The 25,205-nt window shown below is 69.6% G+C and carries 29 protein-coding genes; 12 read left to right on the top strand and 17 right to left on the bottom strand.

Going from position 1 to position 25,205, the window contains the following annotated elements; translation table 11 throughout:
• The first annotated feature begins 83 nt into the window (after nt 1-83).
• Nucleotides 84-1,328: a hypothetical protein gene (locus tag ACG83_RS24435; RefSeq protein WP_054568505.1), complete on the top strand. Its 1,245-nt coding sequence runs from the start codon at nt 84-86 to the stop codon at nt 1,326-1,328.
• A 136-nt stretch (nt 1,329-1,464) separates the two neighbouring features.
• Nucleotides 1,465-1,728 carry a hypothetical protein gene (locus tag ACG83_RS24430; RefSeq protein ID WP_006545474.1) on the top strand — a complete coding sequence of 88 codons (264 nt, stop codon included), beginning with the start codon at nt 1,465-1,467 and terminating at the stop codon, nt 1,726-1,728.
• Nucleotides 1,729-2,063: 335 nt separating this feature from the next.
• Here ACG83_RS24430 and ACG83_RS45835 read toward each other — a convergent pair whose 3' ends face one another.
• The 3 genes from ACG83_RS45835 to ACG83_RS24415 all read right to left on the bottom strand — a co-directional run bounded on the left by ACG83_RS45835 (nt 2,064) and on the right by ACG83_RS24415 (nt 4,000).
• A complete protein-coding gene (locus ACG83_RS45835; protein ID WP_054568504.1) occupies nt 2,064-2,276 on the bottom strand; it encodes a hypothetical protein in 213 nt (70 codons plus the stop codon).
• Nucleotides 2,277-2,876: 600 nt separating this feature from the next.
• On the bottom strand, nt 2,877-3,140 hold the full coding sequence (locus ACG83_RS24420) for a DUF397 domain-containing protein (protein WP_054568503.1): 264 nt from the start codon (nt 3,138-3,140) through the stop codon (nt 2,877-2,879).
• Nucleotides 3,137-4,000, bottom strand: a complete 864-nt coding sequence (locus tag ACG83_RS24415) for a helix-turn-helix transcriptional regulator (protein ID WP_054568502.1) — start codon at nt 3,998-4,000, stop codon at nt 3,137-3,139. The genes ACG83_RS24420 and ACG83_RS24415 overlap by 4 nt, the downstream gene beginning before the upstream one ends.
• A 492-nt stretch (nt 4,001-4,492) precedes the next feature.
• Between ACG83_RS24415 and ACG83_RS24410 the strand changes: the two genes are divergently transcribed.
• Complete coding sequence (locus tag ACG83_RS24410; RefSeq protein WP_054568501.1) at nt 4,493-4,705, top strand: hypothetical protein; 213 nt, start codon at nt 4,493-4,495, stop codon at nt 4,703-4,705.
• Between the two features lie 263 nt (nt 4,706-4,968).
• On the opposite strand, the gene ACG83_RS24405 is transcribed toward ACG83_RS24410, so the two are convergent.
• The 3 genes from ACG83_RS24405 to ACG83_RS24395 form a co-directional block, all read right to left on the bottom strand.
• The gene (locus tag ACG83_RS24405) at nt 4,969-6,387 is read right to left on the bottom strand and encodes a glycosyltransferase 87 family protein (RefSeq protein ID WP_235498142.1); all 1,419 of its coding nucleotides are present in this window, start codon (nt 6,385-6,387) and stop codon (nt 4,969-4,971) included.
• Between the two features lie 251 nt (nt 6,388-6,638).
• Nucleotides 6,639-7,544 (bottom strand): SAM-dependent methyltransferase, encoded by a 906-nt coding sequence (locus ACG83_RS24400; RefSeq protein WP_054568499.1) that lies wholly within the window; start codon nt 7,542-7,544, stop codon nt 6,639-6,641.
• 101 nt (nt 7,545-7,645) lie between these two features.
• A complete protein-coding gene (locus ACG83_RS24395; protein ID WP_054568635.1) occupies nt 7,646-8,119 on the bottom strand; it encodes a MarR family winged helix-turn-helix transcriptional regulator in 474 nt (157 codons plus the stop codon).
• A 104-nt stretch (nt 8,120-8,223) separates the two neighbouring features.
• Between ACG83_RS24395 and ACG83_RS24390 the strand changes: the two genes are divergently transcribed.
• Nucleotides 8,224-9,312 (top strand): epoxide hydrolase family protein, encoded by a 1,089-nt coding sequence (locus tag ACG83_RS24390; protein ID WP_054568634.1) that lies wholly within the window; start codon nt 8,224-8,226, stop codon nt 9,310-9,312.
• 64 nt (nt 9,313-9,376) lie between these two features.
• Here the strand turns inward: ACG83_RS24390 and ACG83_RS24385 are convergent, their stop codons facing one another.
• Nucleotides 9,377-10,045 carry an NADPH-dependent F420 reductase gene (locus tag ACG83_RS24385; protein ID WP_054568498.1) on the bottom strand — a complete coding sequence of 223 codons (669 nt, stop codon included), beginning with the start codon at nt 10,043-10,045 and terminating at the stop codon, nt 9,377-9,379.
• 147 nt (nt 10,046-10,192) lie between these two features.
• On the opposite strand from ACG83_RS24385, the gene ACG83_RS24380 reads away from it, so the two are divergent.
• The gene (locus tag ACG83_RS24380) at nt 10,193-10,579 is read left to right on the top strand and encodes a helix-turn-helix domain-containing protein (protein ID WP_054568497.1); all 387 of its coding nucleotides are present in this window, start codon (nt 10,193-10,195) and stop codon (nt 10,577-10,579) included.
• 180 nt (nt 10,580-10,759) lie between these two features.
• Here ACG83_RS24380 and ACG83_RS24375 read toward each other — a convergent pair whose 3' ends face one another.
• Nucleotides 10,760-11,563, bottom strand: coding sequence for a phytanoyl-CoA dioxygenase family protein (locus ACG83_RS24375; RefSeq protein WP_054568496.1), 804 nt, complete (start codon nt 11,561-11,563; stop codon nt 10,760-10,762).
• A 120-nt stretch (nt 11,564-11,683) separates the two neighbouring features.
• Nucleotides 11,684-12,292 carry a TetR/AcrR family transcriptional regulator gene (locus ACG83_RS24370; protein WP_054568495.1) on the bottom strand — a complete coding sequence of 203 codons (609 nt, stop codon included), beginning with the start codon at nt 12,290-12,292 and terminating at the stop codon, nt 11,684-11,686.
• Nucleotides 12,293-12,485: 193 nt separating this feature from the next.
• Here ACG83_RS24370 and ACG83_RS24365 point away from each other — a divergent pair, with 193 nt between their 5' ends.
• Nucleotides 12,486-12,896 (top strand): nuclear transport factor 2 family protein, encoded by a 411-nt coding sequence (locus ACG83_RS24365; RefSeq protein WP_063793182.1) that lies wholly within the window; start codon nt 12,486-12,488, stop codon nt 12,894-12,896.
• On the opposite strand, the gene ACG83_RS24360 is transcribed toward ACG83_RS24365, so the two are convergent.
• Nucleotides 12,886-13,779: an LLM class F420-dependent oxidoreductase gene (locus ACG83_RS24360; RefSeq protein WP_054568494.1), complete on the bottom strand. Its 894-nt coding sequence runs from the start codon at nt 13,777-13,779 to the stop codon at nt 12,886-12,888. The genes ACG83_RS24365 and ACG83_RS24360 overlap by 11 nt on opposite strands.
• 63 nt (nt 13,780-13,842) lie before the next feature.
• Between ACG83_RS24360 and ACG83_RS24355 the strand changes: the two genes are divergently transcribed.
• From ACG83_RS24355 to ACG83_RS24340, 4 genes are all read left to right on the top strand, one after another.
• Nucleotides 13,843-14,184: a MerR family transcriptional regulator gene (locus tag ACG83_RS24355; protein ID WP_054568493.1), complete on the top strand. Its 342-nt coding sequence runs from the start codon at nt 13,843-13,845 to the stop codon at nt 14,182-14,184.
• A 145-nt stretch (nt 14,185-14,329) separates the two neighbouring features.
• Nucleotides 14,330-14,716, top strand: coding sequence for a VOC family protein (locus ACG83_RS24350; protein WP_054568492.1), 387 nt, complete (start codon nt 14,330-14,332; stop codon nt 14,714-14,716).
• Nucleotides 14,717-14,894: 178 nt separating this feature from the next.
• Nucleotides 14,895-15,305, top strand: coding sequence for a YciI family protein (locus ACG83_RS24345; RefSeq protein WP_054568491.1), 411 nt, complete (start codon nt 14,895-14,897; stop codon nt 15,303-15,305).
• Between the two features lie 64 nt (nt 15,306-15,369).
• Nucleotides 15,370-16,617: an RNA polymerase sigma factor gene (locus tag ACG83_RS24340; RefSeq protein WP_054568490.1), complete on the top strand. Its 1,248-nt coding sequence runs from the start codon at nt 15,370-15,372 to the stop codon at nt 16,615-16,617.
• 193 nt (nt 16,618-16,810) lie between these two features.
• Here ACG83_RS24340 and ACG83_RS24335 read toward each other — a convergent pair whose 3' ends face one another.
• Together ACG83_RS24335 and ACG83_RS24330 are read right to left on the bottom strand one after the other, a co-directional pair.
• On the bottom strand, nt 16,811-17,287 hold the full coding sequence (locus tag ACG83_RS24335) for an SRPBCC domain-containing protein (RefSeq protein WP_054568489.1): 477 nt from the start codon (nt 17,285-17,287) through the stop codon (nt 16,811-16,813).
• Nucleotides 17,284-17,694, bottom strand: a complete 411-nt coding sequence (locus tag ACG83_RS24330; RefSeq protein ID WP_083473501.1) for a helix-turn-helix transcriptional regulator — start codon at nt 17,692-17,694, stop codon at nt 17,284-17,286. The genes ACG83_RS24335 and ACG83_RS24330 overlap by 4 nt, the downstream gene beginning before the upstream one ends.
• A gap of 117 nt (nt 17,695-17,811) precedes the next feature.
• On the opposite strand from ACG83_RS24330, the gene ACG83_RS24325 reads away from it, so the two are divergent.
• Nucleotides 17,812-18,564, top strand: a complete 753-nt coding sequence (locus ACG83_RS24325; RefSeq protein WP_369812907.1) for a class I SAM-dependent methyltransferase — start codon at nt 17,812-17,814, stop codon at nt 18,562-18,564.
• 71 nt (nt 18,565-18,635) lie between these two features.
• Here ACG83_RS24325 and ACG83_RS24320 read toward each other — a convergent pair whose 3' ends face one another.
• Nucleotides 18,636-19,058 (bottom strand): MarR family winged helix-turn-helix transcriptional regulator, encoded by a 423-nt coding sequence (locus ACG83_RS24320; RefSeq protein ID WP_235498141.1) that lies wholly within the window; start codon nt 19,056-19,058, stop codon nt 18,636-18,638.
• A gap of 161 nt (nt 19,059-19,219) precedes the next feature.
• On the opposite strand from ACG83_RS24320, the gene ACG83_RS24315 reads away from it, so the two are divergent.
• Nucleotides 19,220-20,743 (top strand): MFS transporter, encoded by a 1,524-nt coding sequence (locus ACG83_RS24315; RefSeq protein ID WP_054568486.1) that lies wholly within the window; start codon nt 19,220-19,222, stop codon nt 20,741-20,743.
• Between the two features lie 220 nt (nt 20,744-20,963).
• Here the strand turns inward: ACG83_RS24315 and ACG83_RS24305 are convergent, their stop codons facing one another.
• The 4 genes from ACG83_RS24305 to adh form a co-directional block, all read right to left on the bottom strand.
• Nucleotides 20,964-21,524 carry a DUF3558 domain-containing protein gene (locus tag ACG83_RS24305; RefSeq protein ID WP_235498140.1) on the bottom strand — a complete coding sequence of 187 codons (561 nt, stop codon included), beginning with the start codon at nt 21,522-21,524 and terminating at the stop codon, nt 20,964-20,966.
• Between the two features lie 199 nt (nt 21,525-21,723).
• Nucleotides 21,724-22,995 carry a Fic family protein gene (locus tag ACG83_RS24300; protein WP_054568483.1) on the bottom strand — a complete coding sequence of 424 codons (1,272 nt, stop codon included), beginning with the start codon at nt 22,993-22,995 and terminating at the stop codon, nt 21,724-21,726.
• Nucleotides 22,996-23,019: 24 nt separating this feature from the next.
• Nucleotides 23,020-23,544 (bottom strand): DUF779 domain-containing protein, encoded by a 525-nt coding sequence (locus tag ACG83_RS24295; RefSeq protein WP_235498139.1) that lies wholly within the window; start codon nt 23,542-23,544, stop codon nt 23,020-23,022.
• 70 nt (nt 23,545-23,614) lie between these two features.
• Nucleotides 23,615-25,138, bottom strand: a complete 1,524-nt coding sequence (adh, locus tag ACG83_RS24290; protein WP_054568482.1) for an aldehyde dehydrogenase — start codon at nt 25,136-25,138, stop codon at nt 23,615-23,617.
• Nucleotides 25,139-25,205 lie beyond the last annotated feature (67 nt).

Genomic DNA, 25,205 nt, shown 5'->3' with positions numbered 1-25,205 from the left:
CAGCGAGTTACCCGGGTCGGGGTGACCTACCCCGGCTCGGATGCCGTCATAGGCGGATGGGACGCTGCGGGGGTGAGCCGAGCATGAACACGGCGCTCGTTGTCGGGCTGCCCACAACCGTCGTCTCCGCGGCCCTGTATGGGGTCGCTCCGCTGATCCAGGCGATGGCCGCGCGCAGGGAGGAGGCCGGAACCGGGCTTGGCCTGGGGCTTCTTGCGCGTCTCGCGACCCGTCCGCTGTGGCTGGTCGGCCTTGCCGTCGAGGCAGGGTCGTTCCTGCTGGAGGTCTACGCGCTGTCCGTGGCACCGGTCGCCCTGGTGGCGCCGGTCATGGCGCTCGACATGATCGTGTTCACCCTGCTGGCCCGCCGGCTCCTGGGGGAGCACATCAGCCGGGGCGGCTGGAGCGGGGTGGGCCTCATGGTGGTCGGCGTCGTGCTGCTGGCCTATGCGTTCCAGCATCACGCCGAGGTCGGAAGTCCCGCGGGCAACGACGTACTGCTCGCGTTCCTGGTGCTGGGGTTGATCTTCTCGCTGCTGTGTGCCTTCGGTGCGAACCTGGCCTCCGCCCGACAACAGATCGCGGGCGCGGCGCTGGGCTTCGGGCTGGCGGCCGGGGTCAGCTACGCCATCGCGACGTTGGCCACCCGGCAGATCGGCCTGGCGGTGAACGAACGCCGCAACGGTGACTCCACGTTGATCGACCTGCTGTCGACGCCCACGCCGTATCTCCTGGTGCTCTTTTCTGTGCTGGCGCTCGGGCTGGAGCAACGAGGCCTGCAGGGGCGTGCCGCGGTGATCGCCTTTCCGGTGACCAGCGGGGTCTCGGCCTTTCTACCCGTGACACTCGGGCTGACCCTGTTCGACGAGCCCGCGCCGGACGGCCCGCGCCTGATCGCGTTCGTCATCTCGCTGGTTCTGGTCGCGGCTGGTATCGCCGCGCTCGGCCGGGACCGCTCGGCTGCCAACCGGTCGATCGAGGACGAGGAGGCGCCGGCAGACGCGCCGACGGACGAGACGCATTCGGGGGGCACGCACTCAGGTGGCACGTACCCGGGCGGCGACGCGCGCTCCGGGGGCCGGCACTCGGCCGACACCGTCGTGGGAGCCGGTGCCAACTACGGCTCGATGGGGGGCGAGGGCGGCTACCGGCGTTTCGACGGCACCGATGAGGACGACGAGGGCTGGCCGGGATCGGCGTCGCCGGGCGGCCCCCGCCTGGGCGGCAGTGGTTCGGTACCGCGGGGCGCCCAGGGACGGGGTCCCGAAGCAGGTTCCGGTGACCGGTTCGGACTTGTTCGCGACCCATTGCGGAGTGCGCAGGGCTGAGTAAAGATGGATTTTGTGTCTGAAATGTTCGGCGGCTCGGTCGTGTCTGGTGACTCGGTCGTGTCTGGTGGTTCTGTCGTGTCTGGCGGTTCTGTCGGTCGGTGAGAGCCGCACTCGGCCGGGATTGGTGGGTCGCATGTATGCGGACGGCTCGGGGTTCGGCAATCCTGGCCACCAGGAGCAGGGATATCAGGTCGTCTCCGTCAGCCTGCCGAGCGACCTGCTGGACGTCGTGTTGCGCCGGGTGGGTCCGAACGGGCTGTCGGCGTATGTCACGCAGGCCCTGTGGCGGCAGGAGCCGCGGGCATCTCTGATCGATTTCCACCGCTGGACCGCGGCGCTCAGCCGAGTGGCGCTGGAGCAGGATCAGGCTCGGGCCGAGCCGCCTGCCCTGCACTGACTCGCTGCCACCGCAGTGGCGTGGACGGCCGGGCGCCCGGGCGATCGGGGGGTGAACCCGGGCGGCCGGCCACGACGACTATCTCACGCACGGCATCTGGAGAGTTACCAAGAGTTTCTGAAAGTGCGCATCGCGTGAGCGGCTCTACGGATAGAGCTGTATTCGCGGCGGCTCGCCCCTTCTGATCTGGTATGCCGCTGCGATGGTTCCGCGGTGCCGGCTCCTGCGCTGTTGGCCTTCAGGAACCGGCACCCGGTGTGCGGCGACACGCGAAGGGCTCCCGCGCCTCAGAACCTGAGCGCCCCAGAACCTGAGCGCCCCAGAGCTCCCGCGCCTCAGAGCCCCAGCGCTTCGGAGCCCAGTGCCGTGCTGCCCTGGTGGGCGCCGGCGGTGGGCGTGAAGCGATCGATGGCCTTGCGGACCCGGGAGTTGGCCTGCGCGAAGCTGATCTTCCCGTCGACGTAGGCGGCGAGGGCTGTGCGCCGTACCCGCTCCACACGTGGATCGGGCAGAGGAGTGTTCAGCAGGTTGGTCGTGGCGGTGGCCACGGCAATCACCTCCCGGTACCAGGGGAACAGGCGGACTACTACGAAAACCGCGGCGGAGTGGACACCCCGACTCGACCGGACCCGGACTCGCCGGAACCCGGTGGAGACGCGACTACGGCGGTGCGAGGCGGTGGGCGGACAGCCCGGACCGCGCGCCGCTACGAGGAAAAGGGCGTGACGGTCTGGCTAGCGCCGCAGTCGGGCCGGTGCGCGTTCGGTGGCCTTCACGGGATCGCTCCTCCGCTACGAGATGGGCGCCGTGGTGGAGCTGAGCCCATCGAGCGGAGCCCATCCTCAACGCTACATAGCCGCAACATTTGTCACCTTCAGTCAATGATGACCGGGTGAACATCTACAGAGTGCGTGACGGTGGCCGGTTACGCAAGAGGCGATGAACGACCACCTGCGTCCTCGTGGCGGTGCTGCCCGGTGCGGGACGCTCCGGACTCCGCCAGCCCGGGCACCCGCGTGCGGTGCAGGTCGAAGCGGCGGTTTCCGCGGGGCCGGCTGCCGGCGGGCCGTCGGCAGCCGCGAACCGCCGGGGCCGTCGAGGTACCGGCCGGTGTGCCCGTCACCGGTCGGGCGTCGGGCGAGCGCTCCTCAGGGGCGGTCGATGGCCGTGACTGTGCGTAGGGCCGGCGGGTCGTCGAACTGGCCGTCCCGAACGCCGGCGAGGAAGGCGCCCCACTCGGCGCCGCTGAAGAGGAGCATCGCGCCGAGGGGAGCCTTCGAGTCGCGGACGGCGACGCCGCCGTCGATGTGCGCCACCTCCACGCACATCCCGCCCTCGCCTCCGCTGTGGCGGCTCCTGATCCATTCCAGCGTCGCCGGGTCCGCCACTGTCGGTTTTCTGGACGTATTCACCGAAAATCCTCCGAAGCGTCAGAAATCAGGACCAGGGAGTCCGCCGGGCTCAGTGCGGACGCCATCAGATGATCGAGCCTGACTCTATAGCGGCGAATTTCGGAAGGGCGTTCTAGGTAGAGGCTTCCAGCCCCTTTCTCTATATAGACCACATCGTGATCCGTCTCATCCGCAAAGCTCAGAACGGAGAACGTGCTGCCCAGCCCGGCATGTGCCCCGACAGCGAAGGGAAGTACCTGAACGGTGACATTCGGGAGCTCGGCCGCCTGGGCGACCTGCTGAAGCTGGCGGTTCATGGTGGTGGTCCCGCCCACCGGTCGCCGGAGCACGGCTTCGTCGAGAATGACCCAGAGTCGGGGTGGGTTCTCGTCGCGCAGCCGTGACTGCCGGTCAAGCCTGAGTGCCACCCGGCGTGCGATCTCGTCGTCGGAGGCCTCCGGCAGGCTTGCCCGCATCACCGCCCGTGCATAGTCTGCGGTCTGGAGCAGGCCGTGGACGAGCTGCGGCTCGTAGACGCTGATCGAGGAGGCATCGGCCTCCAGGCCGATGTAGACCTCGAACCAGGCGGGGACGACATCCTGGTAGGCCTGCCACCAGCCGTGCCGCCGGGACTCGCGGGCAAGAGCGAGCAACGCGGCGCGGTGCTCGCCGTCAGGAACCCCGTACAGCGCCAGCAGGTCGGCGACATCCCTGGTGCGTACGGGTATTCGCCCGTTCTCCAGTCGGCTGATCTTGGACGTGGAGCAGCGCAGTGCTTCGCAGGCCTGTTCGACCTCGATGCCCGCGGTCTCCCGCAGCCGGCGCAGTTCCGCGCCGAGTCGACGACGGCGCACGGTCGGACCGCTGTTCCTCGCTGTCACCGCGCCCTCCTGGGGTACTCGTCCGCGATGCCCACTGAGTGGCGATCGTGGGGACGCATTTCGTCACGCATCCACAAACTGATCGCATAGATAGTGCGCAATCTGTAGCGAAACCATCACACAAGACCTTGCATATGCGTGGTGCAAGCTCCATGCTGCAGAAGCGGTGCTCACCTTGAGTGGCGAAATCCAGCTCCTGGGTGAGATGTTGTCGATGAATAGACCTACCAAGGGGAGCGTCGGTGCTGGTCGGGACGGCTTGGGTAGCCACGGCTCGACGCGGCCCCGGGCGCCCCGGGTACCTCGTGCGCTTCGGCTGCCCCGATGGGCCGGTGCAGCCCTCCGGGTGGGCTGGTGCAGGGGTCCGCCACTCTGATCGTCTCAGCGATCGCGGCGTGTGTCCGCCGGTGCGGGCATCCCAGCAGAACTGGAGTCCCGTTGAATCGTTATTCGCGTACCGCATCCGGCTGTGGCAGACGAGTCCGGCCAGCGATGCCACGGCCGGTGGAGGGCGGAGATTTCGACCCGTCGTCGATGTTCGGGGTGATCCTCCTCTCCGGGGGCGCGCGTCGCGCACGGCGAATCGTCCTGGCCTTTGACTCCGCATCCGAAGCGGATGCGTTCGCGGTCGAGAACCACTACGTGGACTACCTGGTCGCGCCGTTGTCCTTCCTGTCGCCGACCGGTGTCCGTGGGCCTCGGTGAAATGCGTGGTGAAACCGCCCGAACGGCGGGGAGAAGCGAGGATGATCAATGATGATCCGACGATTCCTGGTTTTTGACGGAGACGGCGAGCTCGTCGGCACCTTCGCCGGCTGGGAGGACGCTCATACCTGGGCGCACCTGCGGTCCGCCGAATCGGCGACCGTCGGCCCGATCCAGGTGGAGGACCGTGCCGAGCGCCGCACCTGGACGGTGAGCGCGGACCACTGCCGGCTGACGGTCTGGCGGCGCCAGGTCGAGTACGGTTACTGCCTACCGCCCTCGCCGGCACCGGTACCGCCGTCGACCTTCGTGCCACCGTCGGCGCCGCCCCCGGGCACGGTCAGCCCACGTCCGCGTAACCGGCTGCGCCGGCAGGTCACGGCCTCCTGAGCACCGCCGAGCGGGGCGCCGTCGTTCGGATCAACGCCGTACGGATCAACGCCGTACGGATCCGCGCAGTGCGGATCGCCCCAGCCACGCCGTGAGCGGGACAGGCGCCGCCAGCAGAACAGGAGCAGCGCCGCCAACAGGCCGAGCGCCGCCGCGAAGTAGCTGTTCGCGCAGGCGGTCTGCCAGGCATTGTGCGTGAACTCGACGTTGTCGCCCCGAGGCACCCACCAGATCGGCGCAAGGGCAGCCAGGGAGTAGCCGGTCAGCGCCGCGGCCCGGCCCCAGGGCGGTCTGGCCGGGTCGGCGAACAGGCAGAGCAGGAGCGGCACCAGCCAGACCCAGTGATGGCTCCAGGAGACCGGTGAGACGAGCAGCCCGGTCAGGGCGCAGGTCGAGGCGCCCAGCAACGGCTGACCGGTGCGGCACAGGAACACCGCGGCGGCCAGCCCGGTGACGAGCAACAGCCCCGCGATCGGCAGGTAGAGGGGCTGTGCCTGGTCCTGGCCTGCCAGCAGGCGTGACAGCACACCCAGCAGCGACTGGTTCCCGACGTACGGGACGCCGCCCACGTGGTCCGCGTCCAGCATGGTGTGCGTCCAGAACGTGGTCGAGGGGCCGGCGCTTACCGCGAACCCGACCGCCACGGTGACGCAGAACGCGGCCGTGCCCGTCATGGCGTCACGCCACCTGCCGACGCACAGCAGGTACAGAAGGAAGATGAGGGGCGTCAGTTTGATCCCGGCAGCGATGCCCACCAGGGTGCCGCGCGGGAGGAGCCGGAGCCGACCGAAGAGATCAACCATGATCATGAGTGCGAGGATCGTGTTGATCTGGCCGAAGCTGAAGGTGTTGCGAACAGGTTCGAGCAGTAGCGCGAAACCGGCGACAGCCCCGTGGGTCAGGATCCGTCCGCGCCGATCCGACCTGGGCCGGGGCCGCACCGCCTCGTTCGACAGCGCGTCCATCGACACCGCGCCGAAGAAGTAGAGGCTGACCAGCAGGGCGGTGGTCCACAGAGTCTGGGCGACCCACGGCGGCGGAAGCGAGATCGGCGCGAAGAGCGCGGCGGCGAAAGGCGTGTAGGTGAACGGGAGCCCGGAATCGGGCTGCAGCCGCGCATAGGGATCCGCGCCGTCGAGGACCGCGGCGCCGCCCAGGCGGTAGACCGCGAGGTCCACCAGCCTGCTTGTCACGGCGAAGTAGAGGAAAGCGCTGGTGAAGACGAGTCCGAGCGCGATCCCGACGACGCGAAACGCAATCCGGGGCTGGATCCGCCGCAGAGTTCCCGGCAATGCGTCTTCCACAGCTGGCCCCCCGGTCAGTGGGCCGCGTGAATCTCACGGCGCACCTGTCGGGGTCGCCACGGCGACCTTCGGGCACACTCGCTGCCGGGTGGATCCCGGTCAGGCCCGAAGGAACTGTATTCCCCGAAATGGCCGGTGGGTGTGGCGGGGTCCGCTATGAGCCGCTGGAGGTCTCCGGCGCCGAAATACCAACGACGGGGCGCAGGGAAGGCAACGGCCGACAACTGTTCGTGGTGCAACTATTCCGGATGGCTGCCCGGCCGGTCGACCGAAGCCGTCGTAGCGGACCCGACGGCCGCGTATGCGAGTCTGGAGAGGCCGGTGACCCGCAGCGGGTCCTGCCGGTTCGCCCACAGCCTGCTCCCGAGCGCTTCGACCGGTCCGACGTCCTCGACCATCGCGAGGCCGTGGCGTGCCAGCAGGGCGTGGACCTCCTCGGGGTGCAGGAATGTCAGCCACGGCTCGCCCTGCTGGGCAGCCATCGGTGCAACCGCTTCCACATAGGCCTGGCCATCGGTATCGCGCACGCCATCGGGAAGCATGTATTCCAGCACGATCTCGCTTCCCGGCGCGAGCGTGCCGACGACTCGGAGCACCTCCTCCACCGCGGCGCGCGTGAGATAGAAGGTGACGCCGAGCCAACTCACGAAGACGGGCCGGCTGAAGCTGAACCCGACGTCGCGGAGCAGGGCGTCCAGTGGCTCGGAACCGAGGTCGATCGGCAGGAACCTGACATTTTCCGGCACCGGAATTCCGGCCTCGGCCAGTCGCGCGATTTTCCAGCGGTGGGTGGCGGCCTGGTCGGCCTCGAATACGGTGATGCCTGCGGCCAGCGGCGATCGGTAGGCGAACGAGTCGAGGCCCGCACCGAGCAGAAGGTACTGGGTCGTTCCGCGTTCGATCGCCTGGCGAAGTCGGTGTTCGGTGTAGCCGGCGCGGGTGGTCACCATGGCACGGGCGTTCGCGAGTACCAGATGCGAGCCGTACAGGCGGTGATAACCGATAAGGTCATCGGCGCCCTCGCCCAGCATCGTCGATGCGAGCGGGTCCGAGAACAGAAATGGTTCGGAATCGACGAGCAGATGGGCTGCCCGGGCAGCGGCAGCGGTGAGCGCGGTCTGGCTGGGTCGATCATCCGTAGGCATGCGAATGAACCTACCGACAACTTTTCAGGCTAACACAAAACGAAATTAATTTCAATGATCTGGCGGGGTGTGTCGCGATTGGTTGTGACGGGTCGGGGTGCTCAGCGGGCCGAGTGGTGATCGTCCAGCTGCTGTAGGAGGCGGACAAGCTCCGCGCGTTCGGCTGAGGTGAGTGGCGCGAGCAGCTCCTCCTGGGACTCGTCGACGAGTCGGTCCAGGGCGCTCAGGTGGTCGCGTCCGGCGGGGGTGATCGTGACGATGTTGCGGCGGCGGTCGGCGGGGTCGAGGGTCCGTTCGACATATCGGGCGTCAGCCAGGCCGCCGAGCACCGCGACCATGTCGCTGCGGTGGATGCCGGTGCGTTCGCTCAGTGCCGCCTGGCTCGCCGGGCCGCTGTCGCGCAGCGTGACCAGCGCCGAGTAGTGCCAACGGGTCGCGCCGGCGGTGGCGAGATGGGCGTTCGAGATCCGCTCCGCGTGCAGTGCGCCGCGGCCGAGGAGTCGGCTGGTCAGTGACCGCAGGCGCGCGGGGACGGCGGCGGGGTTGATCGGCGCGTGGTGGTCGTGCTCCGGCATGGACTGCATCCTAGGCGCTTGCGTTGGTGTTCCCAACGATTTACCGTTGGGAACACCAACGTTAGTCAGGCGAACGGATGTGGACGATGATGATCGAGCGGACGATGACGATCGAGCCTTTTCGGATCGACATACCCCAGAGCGACCTCGACGACCTGCACGCCCGCCTCGACCGCACCCGCTGGCCCGACGAGCTGCCAGGCGTCGGTGACGAGTTCGGCGTGGCGCTGGGCAGGGTCCGGGAGCTGGCCGACCACTGGCGCCACCGGTACGACTGGCGTGCCGCGGAAGCCGAGCTGAACAGCTACCCGCAGTTCGTCACCGAGATCGATGGCCAGCGAATCCACTTCCTGCACGTGCGCAGCCCGCGGCCGGACGCGCTCGGCCTGGTGCTCACGCACGGCTGGCCCGGGTCGATCGTGGAGTTCCTCGACGTGATCGGGCCGCTGTCGGCCGACTTCCACGTGGTCGTCCCGTCGATTCCAGGCTGGGGCTTCTCCGGCCCCACCCACGAGCGCGGCTGGGATGTCGACCGGGTGGCGCGGGCCTGGGCGGAGCTGATGCGCCGGCTGGGATATCAGCGCTACGGCGCTCACGGTGGTGACTGGGGCTCGGCGATCTCCCGGGCGCTGTCCGCCCACGACGCCGAGCACGTCGTCGGTATCCACCTCAACTACCTGCCGACCCCGGCGGTTCCCGGCGACCCGGACCGTGCCGAGCTCACCGCACAGGACCAGGAGCGGCTCAGGCAGACCGAGGCCTACCTGCAGGCCCAGCCCGGCGTCCGGCAGATCAACGGCACCCGGCCGCAGACCGTGGCCTACGCGATCAACGACTCGCCGGTCGGTCTGCTCGCCTGGCTGCTCGACGTGATGACGATGTGGGCGGCGGAGGATTTCCCGATCAGTGATGACCGGGTGCTCACCAACGTGACGCTGTTCTGGCTGACCGGCACCGGCGGCACCGCGCCGCGCCTGCACCGGGAAACCAGCGGCCCGCCGTCGTGGCGGACCGTCCAGCCGGTGGGTGTCCTCGTCCTGCCCGAGGACATCACCCGCTCGGTCCGGCCGTACGCCGAGCGCCGGCTGCCGATCACCCACTGGACGGAGGCCGACCGCGGCGGTCACTTCCCCGGGCTCGAGGTGCCTGAACTGCTCGCGGCCGACATCCGGGACTTCTTCCTGAGCCTGTGAACGCCTTCCTGAGCCTGTGAACGCCGCCGTCGTCAGGCGGGTACCTGGCCAGGCGGGTACCTGATCAGGCAGCCACGGCACCCGACGGGACGTGGGGGATGGCCGAGGCGGGATCAACACCCGCGAACGCCAGCCCGATGACGAAACCGGCGACCTCCTCGAGCTGACGCGCCCGGCTGAGCGGCCCCAGCACCGCCGGCACGCCACCGACATCCCGGACGAGATCGCTGGTGATCCGCAGTGCCGTCTCGTCGTCGCCGCAGATCGCCACCGTCGGCCCCGGGGCGCCGCCGCTGTTGTCGCCGTTGCCGGGAGCGCGCGTCCACTGGTCGGCCGGGAAGAGATGGAACGCCTTCACGACGTGCGCTCCGGGGGCCGCCGCGGCGATCTGGCCGGCCGCGCCGCCAGGGTGTTCGGGAAGCAGCACACCGACACCGTGCTCGACCGCGTTGGTCGGGTCGATCAGTGGGGTTCCCGCAAGCTGGCCGTCGGCGGCGCCGGCGCTGCGCAGGATGTCCTCGACGCCCTCCCACAGCACGGCGAGCAGCACCGCGTCACGGCCCGCGGCGGCCTCCCGCGGGGTGCCCGCCCGGGTCGGCCCGCCCAGGCGCTCGGCGAGCGCGTCCGCCTTCGCGCGGGACCGGCCGCCGATCACCAGTTCGTGCCCGGCCTGGACCCAGCCTCGCCCCAGGCCCTCGGCCAGACCGCCCGTTCCCAGAATCCCGATTCGCATGCTCTCCGGTCCCCTCTCGTCCGCGCTCTGAGTTCTGCGTTCTGCGTTCCGCGCTCTGCGCTCTGCGCGGAAACGCGCGTCGAAAACGAACGCTAGGCATCCGTCACGCACCGATCGGTGCGTGCGAATCCTGCGACGATGTAGAGGATGAGCGAGCCCGGGAACCACTGCGAGCGGCTGATCGTGGATTGCCGGCTGCGGGCCGCGACCGAGCTTTTCGCCCACACCTGGGACCCGGTCGTGCTCGCGGCGCTGCAGTCGGGCGCCTGCCGGCGCCGCGAGCTGCGCGCCGCGATCGGTGGGATCAGCGACAAGGTCCTGACCGAGGCATTGCGTCGGCTGTGCGCGCACGGCCTGGTGGAGCGCCGCGCCTTCGCGCAGGCCCCGCCGCGGGTCGAATACGCGTTGACACCGCTGGGGCGCAGCCTCGTGGACGGACCTATGCGGGCGCTGGCGGCCTGGATAACCGAACACGGCGACCAGTTGCTGGAGGCTCAGGAAGGCACGGCCGAACTGCGACCCAGCGGAAGCTGACGCCAGCTCTCGGCCCAGGACTGAGGAATTTTGGTCGTCGGAACGACAAAAATCCTTCACGTTTGCGACTCGTCAAACCGGGTCGTCGAACCAGCGGGCTCTCGGAGGTCCGCCCGTCGATTACCGATCTTGACCGGTGTCATTCTGTGACCGGCTCGCCACCGCCACCGGTGCGACGTGTCAGACGCCGGTGCCGAGGCCGCGGCGGACGGCGAGCTCCACCGGGGAGTAGGCGCCGTCGGCGCGGTCCAGGTCGAGCAGGCCTGCCGGGTCGAGCGGCGGCTGGGCGAGGAAACGCGGAACGGCCCCGCGGTGCCGTTGCGCAGCATGGATGAGGAACGGATGGCACAGGTAGACGTCGCCAGCCTGACCTGTCGCGAGAGCCGTCGGGCGGTCAGGGCTGTCGAGCCTGCCGGCCGCGTCCATCTCCCGGCACAGCTCCAGGCCGTCCCGGCCCTGGTCGCCGGCGGGTGCGAGGAAGGGCGGGACGTCGAGATGGGATCCGGCCTTGATGCGGGTCGGGGCGTCGTCAGGGCCGACGTCGGAGAACAGGAACAGCATCAGCAGCGCGCGGCCACGTGATCTGATGTTCAGCCAGGGCCAGGTCGCACCGTGTGGAAGATAGCCGCCGTCCATGTGCCAGCCGGCGTCACCAGGGTCGTCGGGGTGGGGGAACCGGATCGGGAAGGTACCCAGGCCGGTGCGGGGCAGCCACCGCCCGGGCCCCACGAGCTGGTCGTAGGCGCCGCGAAGCCGTGTCGTGTTGGCTGCCTCGTGGAACGGCGCTTCGGCGCTTCCGCCGAGGCGGATGACGGGGCTCGTCCAGGTCGCCGGGTCGTCGGGGTCAAGGCCGGTCATCCGCCACAGCATCGACCGGCCCTCGTCGGCCGACGTTCGTGGGAACGCCTCGGGCACCCGGACGAACCCGTCGTCCACGAAGCTCTGAATCTCTTCCTCCGCAAGCGTCGGCGCCGCGGTCACCATGCACCACCTCCGCCCGAGACGATCGCCGACCGGTCTCGATCGCTCAAACGAATTTCGCCACCGGGCCTCTCGTGGCTCTTCGTGCCCGAAGGTCGACGGATCCGCGTCATCGGGCCCGCGTCATCGGATCCCGGGCGGACGTAGACCGTCGAACACGACGGTGAGCGTTCGAGTGCGCAGGTCCTGGTCCCAGTCACCGCGTAGGGCCGCCTGACAGACGGCGGTGAGGAGCGCAAGCACCTCCGGTATGCGGACGTCGTCCCGCACGGCGCCGACCTGCTGGGCGCGGGTGAGGAGCGCCTCGATCGGCTGCCGCAGCGCGTGGACGGGCTTGGCCACCGGCAGGTCGATTCCGGAGGTGGCGAGAAGGTCGACGACGGTCTTCTTCGCCGCCGCCTGCTCGACCATGCCCGTGAAGAAGGTGAACAGACTGGTGGTGGGGTCACCTTCGGCGACCAGGACCTCGACTTCGGCTCCCAGCCGCTCCACGAGGTCGCCGACGAGCGCCCCCAGCAGGGCTTCCTTGGTCGGGAAGTGCCGGAAGACGGTGCCGATGGCGACCCCGGCGCGTCGGGCCACCTCCTCGGTCGACGCCGAGGCGCCCTTCTCGGCGAAGACGGCCTCGGCGGCATCCAGGATGCGTGCTCGGTTACGCCGGGCGTCCGCACGCAGGCCCTGGCTCGCCGGCCGGCCGTCTCGGGGGGCCGACGAGGGCCTGTCTGTGCTCATGGGTGACGTCCCGGGTTCGCGTTGACAACATGAGTCGTGACTCACTATATTCTGAGTCTCTACTCATGTTAGCTCGGCGGCTGCCCTGTGCTGCCGGCGGTCGCCCACCACCGAGCTGGAGGGATCGCACGTGGTGTCGCCTTCCGTTGTCCGAAACCCCGGTCCGCGTGACGCTTTTGCTCGATTTCAGGAGATGCTGCTCGGCGGCGCCCCTGAAATCGCCGACGAGCTGTATGTCGATGATGTGGTCATCGAGTTCCCGTTCGCCCGTCCGGGCATGCCGAATCGCTTCGAGGGGCGTGAGTCGTTCAAGGCGTTCACCTCGGCGCAGAGCGTGCCATTGCCGGTGCGTTTCGAGGGGTTCCGCAACGTTGTCATCCACGACACCGCCGACCCGGAGGTGATAATTGTCGAGTACGACCTGGCCGGGACGGTGACCACCACCGGCCAGCGCGCTTCGCAGTCGTTTCTTCTCGTACTCAGGGTCCGCGACGGGCGGATTGTCCACCTTCGCGAATACCAGAATGTCCTCGGTATGGCCGCCGCGCTGGGGCAGCTCCCCGCCCTGCTGGCCAGTATTCGCCCCGACTCGGTCAGCCCCTAGGCCGGACCGGAACTGGGCCGGAACTGGGCTGGAACCAGGCCGGGTCGGCCCGCCGGGCCAGAGTGCCCAGGCGGTCCAGGGCGCGCATCGTTGTCTCGGCGTCGGTGACCGGAAGCAGGCTGAACAGGATGCGGCGGACCCCGAGGGCCGCGACCTTCTCGATGGTCGCCTCGTCGGGATCGGCCAGGGTCGCGATCACCGGCGGTGCGGGCACTCCGGCCCGGTCTGCCACCTCGGCCAGCTCCGTGACCCCTCGGGTCAGCAGATCGACCGCGATGCCGGGAGCGAGCCAGCCGTCGCCGTCAGCGACGATCCGGTCGAAGGTGGTCGGGCCCCAACCTCCGATCCACACTGGTGGGTGCGGTCGCTGCACCGGCTTCGGCCATTGGAAGATCGGATCGAAGTCGACGAAACGCCCGTGGAACTCCGCCTGCTCGGTGGTCCAGATGGCTTTCGCCGCGGCCAGCCGTTCCCGCAGCAGTGGCACCCGGGTCGCCGGGCTGGTGCCGTGGTTGAGCATCTCCTCGCGTAGCCAGCCGGCGCCCACACCCAGCTCGAACCGGCCGTCGCTGATCAGGTCGAGGCTGGCGGCCTCCTTCGCGAGCAGGATCGGGTCGCGCTGGGCCACCAGCGCGACCGCGGTGCCCAGTCGCAGTCGGGTCGTCACGGCCGCGGCGGCTGCCAGGCTCACGAACGGATCGAGGTTGCGGTAGTAGTCGCGGGGGATCTCCGCCCCGTCCGGGTACGGCGTATCCCGCCGGGCCGGGATATGGGTGTGCTCGGCGACGAACAGTGACTCGAAGCCCCGCTCCTCGACCGCCCGGGCCAGCGGTGCCGGCCTGATCTGCTCGTCCGTGATTCCGGTGAAGATCCCGATGTCCATGGCTCGTACCGTAAAGTCTGACACCAATGTGAGGGTCAAGTGCGACGGTGAAGGCGGTGCCGGATGCGGATCGGTGAGCTGTCACAGCGATCCGGCGCGAGCGTCCGCTCGCTGCGCCACTATGAGCAGCACGGCCTGCTCGTAGCCGACCGTGGCACGAACGGTTATCGGCATTTCCCGGAGTCCGCGGTGGAGACAGTTGCGCGGATCCAGGCGCTGCTCGGCGCCGGGTTGTCGGTGGCGACGATCCGCCGGGTGCTTCCCTGCACCCTTGACGCGACGCCGAGAGTCGTCCCGTGCGCCGAGCTTTCGGCGACACTGCGCCGCGAGCTGGCTCGGCTCGACAAGCAGGCCGCACAGCTCGAACACGCCCGCGGCATGATCTCCGCGATGCTCACAGCCTGACGCTCCGCGCTCCCGCGTGGTGGTGCGGCGGTGCGACGCCAGGAAAGCCGGAGGTGGTCGGCTAAGATCGAGGGACGCATCGCGTGTCGGTCACCGGCAGGGTGAGGCATGGAGGTGCTGAGATGCCTCTGGAGGCACTCCAGTCATGTCAGTCGAGCTGAACCACACCATTGTCCATGCACGGGACAAGCGCGAGTCAGCGGAATTCCTCGCGCAAATTCTGGGGCTTGCGGTCGGAGCCGAATGGGGTCCGTTCATCCCGGTTTCCACCAGTAACGGCGTGACTCTCGATTTCGCCACCGTTCCCGACGGCTCCATCACGATGCAGCACTACGCCTTCCTCATCTCGGACGAGGAGTTCGACGCAGCCTTCGCCCGGATCCGGCGGGCCGGTATCACCTACTATGCGGATCCGCATATGAAGCAGGTGGGTGAGATCAACCATCATCACGGTGGGCGCGGTCTGTACTTCCTCGATCCGTCCGGGCACGGCATGGAGATCATCACCCGCCCCTACGGCTTCGCGTCCTGAGCCGGGGAGCGCCGGTCTCGTAGCCTCGCCGGGGCTGTGGGAGGGGCGTCGGTTCCGCCCACAGCCCTGTGATCGAACGGCGGAATTTTTTCGCCGGGGTGTCGAGAAACCGGTGCCGGCTCCGTCCCAGGGGCATGAGTGGCCAGGGCAGGCCACGCGACGTACCAGGAGGACGAGAGTGAAGTACCTGCTGCTCAAGCACTACCGTGGCGGCCCGGCCCCCACCTGGGACTGGGCACCGATGGACCAGTGGACGCCGCAGGAGGTCGATGCGCACATCCAGTACATGCGCGACTTCGCGGACCGGCTGAAGGAGTCGGGCGAGTTCGTCGGCGAGGCGGCGCTGGCACCCGAAGGCACCTTCGTCCGGTACGACGGTGAGGGGCGACCGCCGGTGACCGACGGACCGTTCGCCGAGACCAAGGATCTCATCGCCGGCTGGATGATCATCGACGTCGATTCCAGGGACCGCGCGCTCCAGCTGGCCGGGGAGCTCTCCGCCGCTCCCGGGCCAGGCGGGAAGCCGATCCACGAGTGGCTCGAGGTCCGCCCGTTCCTCACCGAGCCGCCGAAGACCGTCACCGAATAACGGCAGGCGTCGAGTAACGGCAGGCGTCGAGTAACGGCAGGCGTCGAGTAACGGCAGGCATTGGGTGAACGAGCAGCTGGTGCGGGAGCTCGTGCCCGCGGTGATCGGTGTCCTCGTCCGGCGCGGAGCGGACTTCGCGTCGGCCGAGGACGCCGTGCAGGAGGCCCTGATCAGGGCGCTCGGAACCTGGCCGGACGATCCGCCGCGCGATCCGTTGGCCTGGCTGGTCACGGTCGCCTGGCACAGGTTCCTCGACGCCGCCCGCGCCGAGGCGTCGCGGCGAGGCCGCGAGCTTGTCGTCGACGCCGAACCACCCGCCGGCCCGGTGCCCGCCGAGGACGACACGCTGCGGCTCTTCTTCCTGTGCGCGCACCCCACCCTGCCGCCCGCTGCGGCCGTCGCCCTGACGCTGCGTGCGGTCGGTGGCCTGACCACCCGGCAGATCGCGGCGGCATACCTCATCCCGGAATCGACCATGGCGCAGCGAATCAGCCGGGCCAAGCGGCGGATCGCCGGGCTGCCGCTCGACCGGCCCGGCGATCTCGCCACCGTGCTGCGGGTGCTCTACCTGGTCTTCAACGAGGGATACGGCGGTGATGTGGACCTCGCGGCCGAAGCGATCCGGCTGACCCGCCAGCTCGCCGCCCTGACCGTGCGCCGGACCCCGACCCCGACCCCGACCTTGCCTCCGACCCCGACCTTGCCTCCGGCCCCGGCCCCGGCCCCGGCCCCGAGCCCGGCCCGGACCCGGGCGGCCGATCCCGAGGTCGCGGGGCTGCTCGCGCTGATGTTGCTGCATCACGCGCGCCGGGCGTCGCGCACCGGCCCGGGAGGCCGCCTGGTGCCGCTCGCCGAACAGGACCGGTCACGCTGGGACACCGGCATGATCGCTGAGGGGGTGCGGATCCTGCAGGCCGCGCTGGCCGGCGACCAGCTGGGTGAGTACCAGGCGCAGGCCGCGATCGCCGCCCTGCACGCGGACGCGCCCAGCACCGCCGAGACGGACTGGGTGCAGATCGTCGAGTGGTACGACGAACTGCTGCGCCTCACCGGCAGCCCGGTGGTGCGGCTCAACCGCGCGGTGGCCGTCGGCGAGGCGGACGGGGCGCGGGCCGGGCTGGCAGCGCTGGCCGACGTGCGCCCGGACCTGCCCCGCTACGCCGCGGTGACGGCCTACCTGCACGAACGCGCCGGCGACCTCGCCACCGCCGCCGAGCGGTACGCCGAGGCGTCCCGCACCGCCGTCAGTGTGCCGGAGCGTGACCATCTCATCCGCGAGGCCGCGCGGGTACGGCAACAGCTGCGGCGGTGAGCGCCGCCTCGGCCCGGGCGCGCCCGGTGGCCCGGGGCCCGGCAGCCCGGTTTGGCGAATCGCAAGAGTGAATGATTTCGGTCGTTCCGACGACCAGAATTCTTCACTCTTGCGGGTTGCCAGGTGAATCGGCGGGCTCTTTGCCCATTTGGGGCGATTTGCGGGTGTGGCGGGGCGGTCGGGCGCACGATCCTTACCGGGCAGCCTGGCTTTCGGCGACCGCGGCGAGCTGCTTGGTGACGGTGCCCCAGCCGTCGAAGAAACCGAGCTCCTCGTGATGGGCTCGGGCGGCCGGGTCGCCGTGGCGGACGACGGCCCGGTAGGTCGTGCCGTCTGGATGGTCCGCCAGGATGATCTCCGCGGTCATGGCGACCGGTGCCGGGTTTGTGGGCCGCCAGGCGCTGTCGATCGCGTTCGTGAAGACGATGCGCTCGAGCTCGTCGACGACGAGGAAGGTCGCGTCCATATGCGGGACGAACTCCACCCCGTCGTCGCTGAGCAGGGTCACGAGCCCACCGCCGGGCCGGACGTCCAGACGCTCGACCCGGCACAGGGTCGGCGCGGGCAGCCACCACTTCTCGAAGCGGGCCGGGTCCGTCCACGCGCCCCACACGGCGGCACGGGGGGCGCGGATGACCCGCTCCAGGGTGAGGTCCAGGTCGGGGTTCATCGGTTCTCCTCCGGGTCGTCGATGAGGCGTTCGGTGACGGGCTGTTCGGGAACAGGGGGTTCAGTGACGAGGTGTTCGGCGACGAGGTGTTCGGTGACGAGGCGTTCGAGGCGATCGGTGCGTGCCTCCCAGAGCCGGCGCTGCTCGCCGAGCCAGTCGTCGACGAGCGCGAGGCGCTCACGGTTGAGCACGCAGGTGCGCACCCGGCCCGACTTGACCGTGTGGATCAGCCCGTTCGACTCGAGGGTGCGTACGTGCTTCATGAACGAGGGAAGGGTCATCGGGAACTCGCGGGCGAGGTCGCCGACGCTCGTCGGTCCCTGGCCGAGGCGCCGGATGACGCCGCGCCGGGTCGGGTCGGCGAGGGCGACGAAGACGCCGTCGAGCTCCGCCGAATACTGTGCCATGAAGCTAAGTATTGCCGTGTCGAGATACTTAGTGCAAGGGCAAAGTATTCGGCCGGCGTGTCACTCCAGGTCCCGGTGCGGGTGCCGACCGCGTAGCCTCACGGCGTGTCCGAGTCTGTGAACTTTGACCGTATGGCGGACCGTTACGACCAGACGCGCGGCGGTGAGGAACGCGGGCGCCGGGTGGCCGGTGCGCTCGCGCCGCACCTGGGCGGCGGCACACTGCTGGAGATCGGCGTGGGTACCGGCCTGATCTCCGCCGGGTTCGCCGGGCTCGGATGGTCCGTGGCCGGCGTGGACGTTTCCGAGCGGATGCTCGCCCACGCCGCCCGGCGGCTGCCCGGCCGGGTGCTGCGCGCCGACGCGACCGCGATCCCCTTCCGGGCCGGAGCCGTCGACGCCTGTGTGGCCGTGCACGTGATCCACCTGGTCGGTGATCCGGGCGCGGCGCTGGCCGAGGTGGCCCGGGTGTTGCGTCCCGGCGGCCGGTTCGCGTTCGTCGGGGGCGGGAAGCACGGCGGATCCGACGTGGCCGAGATCGTCGGCGCGATGCAGGCCGAGCTGAGCGGCGGGGCGCCGCGCCGGGACGACCCCGAGGCCGTCACCCGCCTCGCCGAGCACGCCGGCCTGCGCCACGCGGCGGGCCTCACCCTCGTCGACTCGGGACATCCCTCGACCCCGCTGGAGTCCGCCCGCCAGATCGAGCTGCGGACCTGGTCGCATCTATGGGCCGTCCCCCCGGCCCGGTGGACGTCGGTCGTCGAGCCGGCACTGGAAGCGCTGCGCGGCCTCCCGAACCCCACCGAGCCGCGGTCGGACCGGATCAGCACCCCGTCACTCGTCTTCGAGAAGCCTGCCACTGCCGGCTGACGTGGCCCGTTCCGTCCCATCCAGCCAGTCGGCCCACGACAGGTAGTTGCCAGCCCGACGACCGGGGCCGGTCAGCGCGGTGTGTGTTCCTGTGCTGCGGGTCGGCGCACGGCGCTGTCGAGCGCCTGCCTCAGGAGCTGGGTCAGGGTGGCCCGTTCCTGCGGGGAGAGCCCGGTGAGGATCTCGTCCTCGATCGTTTCCTGGGCCTGCTCGGCCTGCTCGAGGGCACGGCGGCCGGCCTCGGTCATGGTCACGATGTGGCGGCGGCGGTCGGCCGGGTCTCGGCGCCGCTCGGCCAGACCGGCGGCCTCCAGCTCGTTCAGGAGCAGGACGCAGTAGTTGGCGTCGACGCAGAGGCCCTGGGTCAGGGCCCGCTGCGTGGTCGGGTCGTGATCGCGCAGGTAGGCCAGCGCTGCCAGCTCCTTGAGGCTGATGCCCAGCAGCTCCGGCGTGCTGGCCCGGTGGACCAGCCGGGACAGGCGGGTGAGCAACACGATCGGACCCGAGGTGGTGGCTGTGTCCGACACCGTTCTAGAGTAGCGTGAGCGAGACCATCACTCTCTCGTGATGATTGACAAATCTTGATTGTCGCGATGGATCCACGATCGCGACCTCGACCGGCCCGGAGGAGATCCTCAGATGGCCCACGCAGCCGATGTCTGACCCCACGACGGCTCCCGTGGCGGCCCCCGCTCCCGGCGGGGCCGACCGCCGCCGCTGGATCGCGCTGGTGGTCGTGTGTATGGCGATGCTGATGAACGCGCTCGACGGGTCGATCGTCAACGTGGCGTTGCCGTCGATCCAGAAAGATCTCGACTTCACCCAGTCCGGCCTCACCTGGGTCGTCGACGCTTATCTGATCTCCTTCGGGAGCTTCCTGCTGCTCGCCGGGCGGCTCGGCGATCTGGTCGGCCGCAAGAAGGTGTTCCTGGCGGGAGTGCTTCTGTTCACCGTCGCCTCCGTGCTGTGCGCCGTCTCGCCCGACCAGGGCACGCTGATCGCCGCGCGTTTCGCCCAGGGGCTCGGCGGCGCGGTCTCGTCGTCGGTCATCATCGCGATCATCGTCACCGAGTTCCCGGACCCGGCCGAGCGGGCCCGGGCGATGAGCGCGTACATCCTGGTGACCGTGGGTGGCGGGTCGCTGGGCCTGCTGGCCGGCGGGGTCCTCACCCAGGCTGTCAGCTGGCACTGGATCTTCCTGATCAATCTCCCGATCGGGATTCTCACGTTCGGCCTCGGAGTGTTTCTGATCGAGGAGAACGCCGGTCTTGGCCTCGGCCGGGGTGTGGACGTCACCGGGTCACTGCTCGTAACCAGCTCGCTGCTGGTCGGGATCTACGCCATCGTCACCGCGGCCACCCACGGCTGGGCCTCGGTCCACACCGTCGGCTACGGCGGGGCCGCCGTGATCCTGCTGGTGATGTTCTTCGTCGTCCAGGCGCGGCGGAGCAACCCGATCATGCCGCTGCGCATCCTGCGGATCCGTAGCCTGGTCGGCTCCAGCGTCGTGCGCGGCTGCCTGTTCATCGGGATGCAGGTCCTGTTCTTCTTCGGGGCGCTCTATCTACAGCAGATCCGTGGCTACAGCCCACTGCGCACCGGCCTCGCGTTCCTGCCCACGACGATCGTCGTCGCGGCTCTGTCGATGGGCATCGTGAGCCGGCTGCTCCTTCGGTTCGGGCCGCTGCCGGTTGTCGTCCCAGGCCTGCTCGCGGCCCTGGCCGGGCTGCTCATGCTGGCCCGGGCGGACGAGCACACCAGTTACGCCACCGGCCTGCTGCCGCCGCTGCTGATCCTCGCGGTCGGCATCGCCTGCGCCACCGTCCCGCTGCTGTCGCTGGCCATGGCCGACGTCCCGGCGGCCGACGCCGGGCTCGCCTCCGGGCTCGTCAATGTCTCGATCTGGCTCAGCTCGTCGGTCGGCCTCGCTGTGGTCTCCTCGGTGGCCGCCAGCCGGACGAAGAGCCTGGTCCAGGACGGGCATTCCGCCGCGAGCGCGGTGGTGAGCGGCTATCAGCTGGGCTATCTGATCGGTGCCGGCTGCGTGGTGGTCGGTCTGCTGACCGTGCTGACCGTCCTGCTGGGGCCGGCCCGGGCGGTGGCGAAGGCGATGGCCAGACCGGCGGGTGGCGGCGCCCCCGCCGGCGAACCGGCCCCCGCCGACACCGTCGCGACGTAGGGCGTGGACGGCGCGACCTGGCCGGCATGCCGCGCAGGCGCTGGACGGATCGCTGCCCGCCGCGATCAGCAGGCGGTACCCGCTCGCGGACGGCATCCGTGCCTGCGTCGAGTTCCTGAACGAGCACACCCGTGGGAAGGTTGTCGTCGTCGTGGCGGAAGACGGGGCAGGTTGACCTGCGGTCGCCTTCGCGCGGCGGAGTGATCCGGCGTGCGGGTGGTCAGATCCGGCCGGCCACCGTTCGCGCCAGATTCTCCAGGGGCCCGCGGTTCTCGGCGGGATCGTTGTTGCGGGCCAGCACGATCGACACCCAGAAGTCGTTCACGTTGACGAAGACCGCGTAGTCCTCGATGTAGGCCTCCTTGCCGATACCCGGCAACGGGGTGAGCGTGTGGCCGATGCCGCGCTCGGCGGTGAGATAGTCCTGCGCCGTTTGCCCGGAGAAGATCTCCACCTGGCCGGTCGGCCCGTCGGGCGGTGCTGTGTAGACGCACCTCTCCGGAGTGGACTCGGGGCTGCCCAGCGCGGTGCCGGCGAGTTGCTCGGCCTCCTGCCGGGACACGAGTTTGCAGGGATCCGGGACTCCCGCCGCGTTTCCCTCCGGCCCCGCCGATTTCTCGCTGCCGGTTCCCCCTGTGGTCGTCGCCGCCGTCGCCGGCTGGCTGCCGTTCGCTGGGGGAGTCGAGGACTCGTCCGAGGAGCCGCATCCTGACAGGCTGATCGTCATGACGACCGCGAGCGCGGGCAGCATCCCGCGAGCCGCGCGGCGAATCCGATCCATCGCAGAACGAGCCATAAGAATCCCCGAGCCCCCCACCTGCCGGCCTCCGCCGACGCAACGCCCCATCCTGGGCGAACGCGACGAACCTATTGCCCGTCGGCGGTGGCGACGGCCAATAGTCGGCTGCCTGACGATCCGGCGTCGGGCGGGCTCGCCACGCTCCGGACCTGCAGGTTCGATGAACCTGGCGAGCTGCCGATCAAGGTCTGCGGGGCACGCGGCGGTTGGGCGGGCTGACGATGGTGTCGCCGGCTGGGCTGGCGAGGCGTCGTTCAAGGTAGACGAACGCCTCGATGGCCTCGGGGGCCTCGAACGCACGATTGCGGCGTCCAACTGTGATCTGGCGGAGAACGCCGACGTCGACGAGGCGGTTGATTGCCTGGTTTGTTGCCTGCAGGCTTCGACCGGACAGGGCGGCAGCCGAGCCGACGGTGAGCACCGGCGCCGCGGGTAGCAGGTGCAGGATGCGTTCCAGCGTGGAGTCGGCGCGCACGGGGCCGGCCCTGCGGAGCCAGTTGTCGCGAAGCGTCTCGACGCGCTGCTCGAAGTCGACGGCATCTGCACACGCCCGGGTGCAGGCGGCGGCGAACAGCGCGACCCAGGAGTCGGTTGCCTGCTGCGCCTCGTCGGAGGTGGCAGGACCCAAGTAGTGAGTTGCGGCAAGCGCCGCGAGGTATTCCCGGGACCAGGTCGCGAGAATCAGGGAGACAGGGGGCAGGACGCCTGCGGCGAGACCGCGGCGCCGCAGCACCATGTGGATCAGTGCGCGGCCGGTCCGGCCGTTCCCGTCGACAAACGGGTGAATCGTTTCGAACTGTGCGTGCGCGATGGCTGCCTGGGCGACGGCCGGAAGGGCATCGTCGGCGCAGAACGCGCAGAGGTCTTCGAGCAGGTCGGGTACGGCCTCCGGGGGCGGTGGGACAAAGGCGGCCGAACATGGGTTGTAGCCGCTTCCTCCGATCCAGTTCTGTTCGGTTCGAAGCCTGCCGCCATGCTGCTCCAGGCGACTGGCGGCGAGCAGGCGCCGGTGGACGTCGAGCAGAGACGCGACCGTGATGGGATCACCGACACCGACCAGTTCGGTCGCACGCACCATCGCGTCGATGTTGGCCAGCACCTCGGCTGCGGTGACGTCTGTGGCGGGCTCACCGAACCCGCGCGCTGCCTCGGCCCGAAGGAGGCGCCGGCCGCCGACCTCGAGGCCTTCGATCCGAGACGAGGCGACCGACTCGGCCCGCAGGAGGATGCGCGCCAGCACCTCGGTACCTCGTAGTGCGGAGGCCTCGCGGTCGAGCCGGCTGATCGCGACCTCGGCCTCCGCGACGTCTGCCGCTGTCGCGGCATCGAGACGCCACTTCCGGCTGCCCAGGCGGTCCGGCAGGTAGGCGTCGTAGTCGCAACCGAGTCGGTCTCGCCGGGACAGGCCCGCACCGAGATCGCTCTCCCAGCGCTGCCGTAGGAGCTCAGCCATTTCGACCATCCTCCATAGTCCAGGTTATGTCACAACCTTGATTATGGAGGAGTTGACGTCAAGGTTGCCGTTGCCGGCCCGGGGCCGCCGATGGGTCGTCGCGGATGGGCCCGGCGCTGGCCTTGCCAGCTGGGCGGTTTCCTCGTCGGTGAGCAGGCGGGAGCGGGTGAGGAAGCGGTAGCCCTCGGGTGCCTCCAGGCTGAAGCCGGCGCCGCGGCCGGGCACAAGGTCGATGGTCAGATGGGTGTGCGACCAGTACTCGAACTGGGCCGCGCCGATGTAGACAGGCACACCCTCGCCCTCGCCTGGCACAGCGTCCTCCGCGGCGACGTCCTCCGCGGCGCCGATCACGCCGAGGAGGACGTCGCTGTCACCGACCAGGAACTCCCCGCGCGGAAAGCACATCGGCGACGAGCCGTCGCAGCACCCACCGGACTGGTGGATCATCAACGGCCCGTGCTCCTGGGCGAGGCGGCGCAGCATGGCGAGCGCGGCAGGCGTGGCGTCGACCCGGGTCACCTGTGCGCTTTCTGTGCTCTCCTGGTGCATCGCAGTCTCCTGTCGGCTGCGGATGGGATGGCAGCCCCGGGCGCTCCGAGGAGCCCCGGCGGCTGGCGGCCTAGAAGAAGCCCATCGCCTTGGGGGAGTAGCTGACCAGCAGGTTCTTCGTCTGCTGGTAATGGTCGAGCATCATGCTGTGGTTCTCCCGGCCGATCCCGGACTGCTTGTACCCGCCGAACGCCGCGTGCGCCGGGTAGAGGTGGTAGCAGTTCGTCCAGACCCGGCCCGCCTGGATGTCCCGCCCGGCCCGGTAGGCGAGGTTGCCGTTACGGGTCCACACGCCGGCGCCGAGGCCGTAGAGGGAGTCGTTGGCCTGGGCGATCGCGTCGTCGTAGCCGTCGAAGGAGGTCACCGACACCACCGGCCCGAAGATCTCCTCCTGGAAGATCCGCATCCGGTTGGTGCCCTGGAAGATCGTCGGCTGGACGTAGTAGCCGCCCGAAAGGTCGCCGCCCAGCTCGGCGCGCTCGCCACCCAGGACGAGGCGGGCGCCCTCCTTCTTCCCGATGTCGATGTAGGAAAGGATCTTCTCGAGCTGGTCGGAGCTGGCCTGCGCGCCGATCATCGTGTCGGTGTCGAGCGGGTCGCCCTGGCGCACCGCCTTCGTGCGGACGGCGGCCGCGTCCAGGAAGTCGTCGAAGATCGACCGGTCGATGAGCGCGCGGGACGGGCAGGTGCAGACCTCGCCCTGGTTGAGGGCGAACATGGTGAATCCCTCCAGGCACTTGTCCTGGAAGTCGTCATGCTCGGCGAGGACGTCCCTGAAGAAGATGTTCGGGCTTTTCCCGCCGAGCTCCAGCGTCACCGGGATCAGGTTCTGGCTCGCGTACTGCATGATCAGGCGTCCGGTCGTGGTCTCACCGGTGAAGGCGATCTTCGCGATCCGGGGCGATGACGCCAGCGGCTTGCCGGCCTCGACGCCGAAGCCCTGCACCACGTTGAGAACACCGGGCGGCAGCAGGTCCGCGATCAGCTCCCACAGCAGGTTGATGGACGCCGGTGTCTGCTCGGCGGGCTTGAGCACGACGGCGTTGCCGGCCGCGAGCGCCGGCGCGAGCTTCCACGTCGCCATCAGCAGCGGGAAGTTCCACGGGATGATCTGCCCGACGACTCCGAGCGGCTCGTGGAAGTGGTAGGCGACGGTGTCCTCGTCGAGCTGCGACAGGGTGCCTTCCTGCGCCCGGATGGCGCCGGCGAAATACCGGAAGTGGTCGATGGCCAGCGGAATGTCCGCCGCCAGCGTCTCGCGGACCGGCTTGCCGTTGTCCCAGGTCTCACCGACCGCCAGCAGCTCGAGATTCGCCTCCATCCGGTCGGCGATCCTGTTGAGGATGTCGGCGCGGGCGGCCACCGCCGTCTTCCCCCACGCGGGTGCGGCCGCATGGGCGGCGTCGAGGGCCTTCTCGACGTCCTCGGCGCTGGAGCGGGCGATCTCGGTGAAGGCCTGGCCGGTGACCGGGCTCGGGTTCTCGAAGTACCGGCCCTTCACCGGCGGCACGTACTCGCCACCGATGATGTTGTCGTAGCGCGACGCGTAGCGGACTGGCGAGCCCGGTTCGCCAGGGCGGGCGTAGATGGTCATCTCGAGCGCTCCCTCTGCGATGTGAGGCCGGTCACCGTGACGCCGGCTGCGTGCACGCTAGATCGGT

The organism is Frankia sp. R43 (assembly GCF_001306465.1).
GTDB classification, from domain to species: Bacteria; Actinomycetota; Actinomycetes; order Frankiales; family Frankiaceae; genus Parafrankia; species Parafrankia irregularis.
The sequence above is the reverse complement of the archived record's forward strand: the minus strand, read 5'-3'. Positions and strand labels throughout refer to the sequence as shown.

Bases quoted from the DNA above. Each gene is read 5' to 3' on its own strand.
- ACG83_RS24370 (WP_054568495.1), bottom strand. From the start codon at position 12,292: ATGAGCACAGACAGGCCCTCGTCGGCCCCCCGAGACGGCCGGCCGGCG.
- ACG83_RS24330 (WP_083473501.1), bottom strand. From the start codon at position 17,694: ATGGCACAGTATTCGGCGGAGCTCGACGGCGTCTTCGTCGCCCTCGCC.
- ACG83_RS24435 (WP_054568505.1), top strand. From the start codon at position 84: ATGAACACGGCGCTCGTTGTCGGGCTGCCCACAACCGTCGTCTCCGCG.
- ACG83_RS24380 (WP_054568497.1), top strand. From the start codon at position 10,193: ATGAGCGAGCCCGGGAACCACTGCGAGCGGCTGATCGTGGATTGCCGG.
- ACG83_RS24375 (WP_054568496.1), bottom strand. From the start codon at position 11,563: ATGGTGACCGCGGCGCCGACGCTTGCGGAGGAAGAGATTCAGAGCTTC.
- ACG83_RS24300 (WP_054568483.1), bottom strand. From the start codon at position 22,995: ATGGCTGAGCTCCTACGGCAGCGCTGGGAGAGCGATCTCGGTGCGGGC.
- ACG83_RS24335 (WP_054568489.1), bottom strand. From the start codon at position 17,287: ATGAACCCCGACCTGGACCTCACCCTGGAGCGGGTCATCCGCGCCCCC.
- ACG83_RS24385 (WP_054568498.1), bottom strand. From the start codon at position 10,045: ATGCGAATCGGGATTCTGGGAACGGGCGGTCTGGCCGAGGGCCTGGGG.
- ACG83_RS24315 (WP_054568486.1), top strand. From the start codon at position 19,220: ATGTCTGACCCCACGACGGCTCCCGTGGCGGCCCCCGCTCCCGGCGGG.
- ACG83_RS24355 (WP_054568493.1), top strand. From the start codon at position 13,843: ATGCGGATCGGTGAGCTGTCACAGCGATCCGGCGCGAGCGTCCGCTCG.
- ACG83_RS24295 (WP_235498139.1), bottom strand. From the start codon at position 23,544: ATGCACCAGGAGAGCACAGAAAGCGCACAGGTGACCCGGGTCGACGCC.
- ACG83_RS24350 (WP_054568492.1), top strand. From the start codon at position 14,330: ATGTCAGTCGAGCTGAACCACACCATTGTCCATGCACGGGACAAGCGC.
- ACG83_RS24395 (WP_054568635.1), bottom strand. From the start codon at position 8,119: ATGCCGGAGCACGACCACCACGCGCCGATCAACCCCGCCGCCGTCCCC.
- ACG83_RS24430 (WP_006545474.1), top strand. From the start codon at position 1,465: ATGTATGCGGACGGCTCGGGGTTCGGCAATCCTGGCCACCAGGAGCAG.
- ACG83_RS24400 (WP_054568499.1), bottom strand. From the start codon at position 7,544: ATGCCTACGGATGATCGACCCAGCCAGACCGCGCTCACCGCTGCCGCT.
- ACG83_RS24305 (WP_235498140.1), bottom strand. From the start codon at position 21,524: ATGGATCGGATTCGCCGCGCGGCTCGCGGGATGCTGCCCGCGCTCGCG.
- ACG83_RS24390 (WP_054568634.1), top strand. From the start codon at position 8,224: ATGACGATCGAGCCTTTTCGGATCGACATACCCCAGAGCGACCTCGAC.
- ACG83_RS24365 (WP_063793182.1), top strand. From the start codon at position 12,486: ATGCTGCTCGGCGGCGCCCCTGAAATCGCCGACGAGCTGTATGTCGAT.
- adh (WP_054568482.1), bottom strand. From the start codon at position 25,138: ATGACCATCTACGCCCGCCCTGGCGAACCGGGCTCGCCAGTCCGCTAC.
- ACG83_RS24410 (WP_054568501.1), top strand. From the start codon at position 4,493: ATGCCACGGCCGGTGGAGGGCGGAGATTTCGACCCGTCGTCGATGTTC.
- ACG83_RS24360 (WP_054568494.1), bottom strand. From the start codon at position 13,779: ATGGACATCGGGATCTTCACCGGAATCACGGACGAGCAGATCAGGCCG.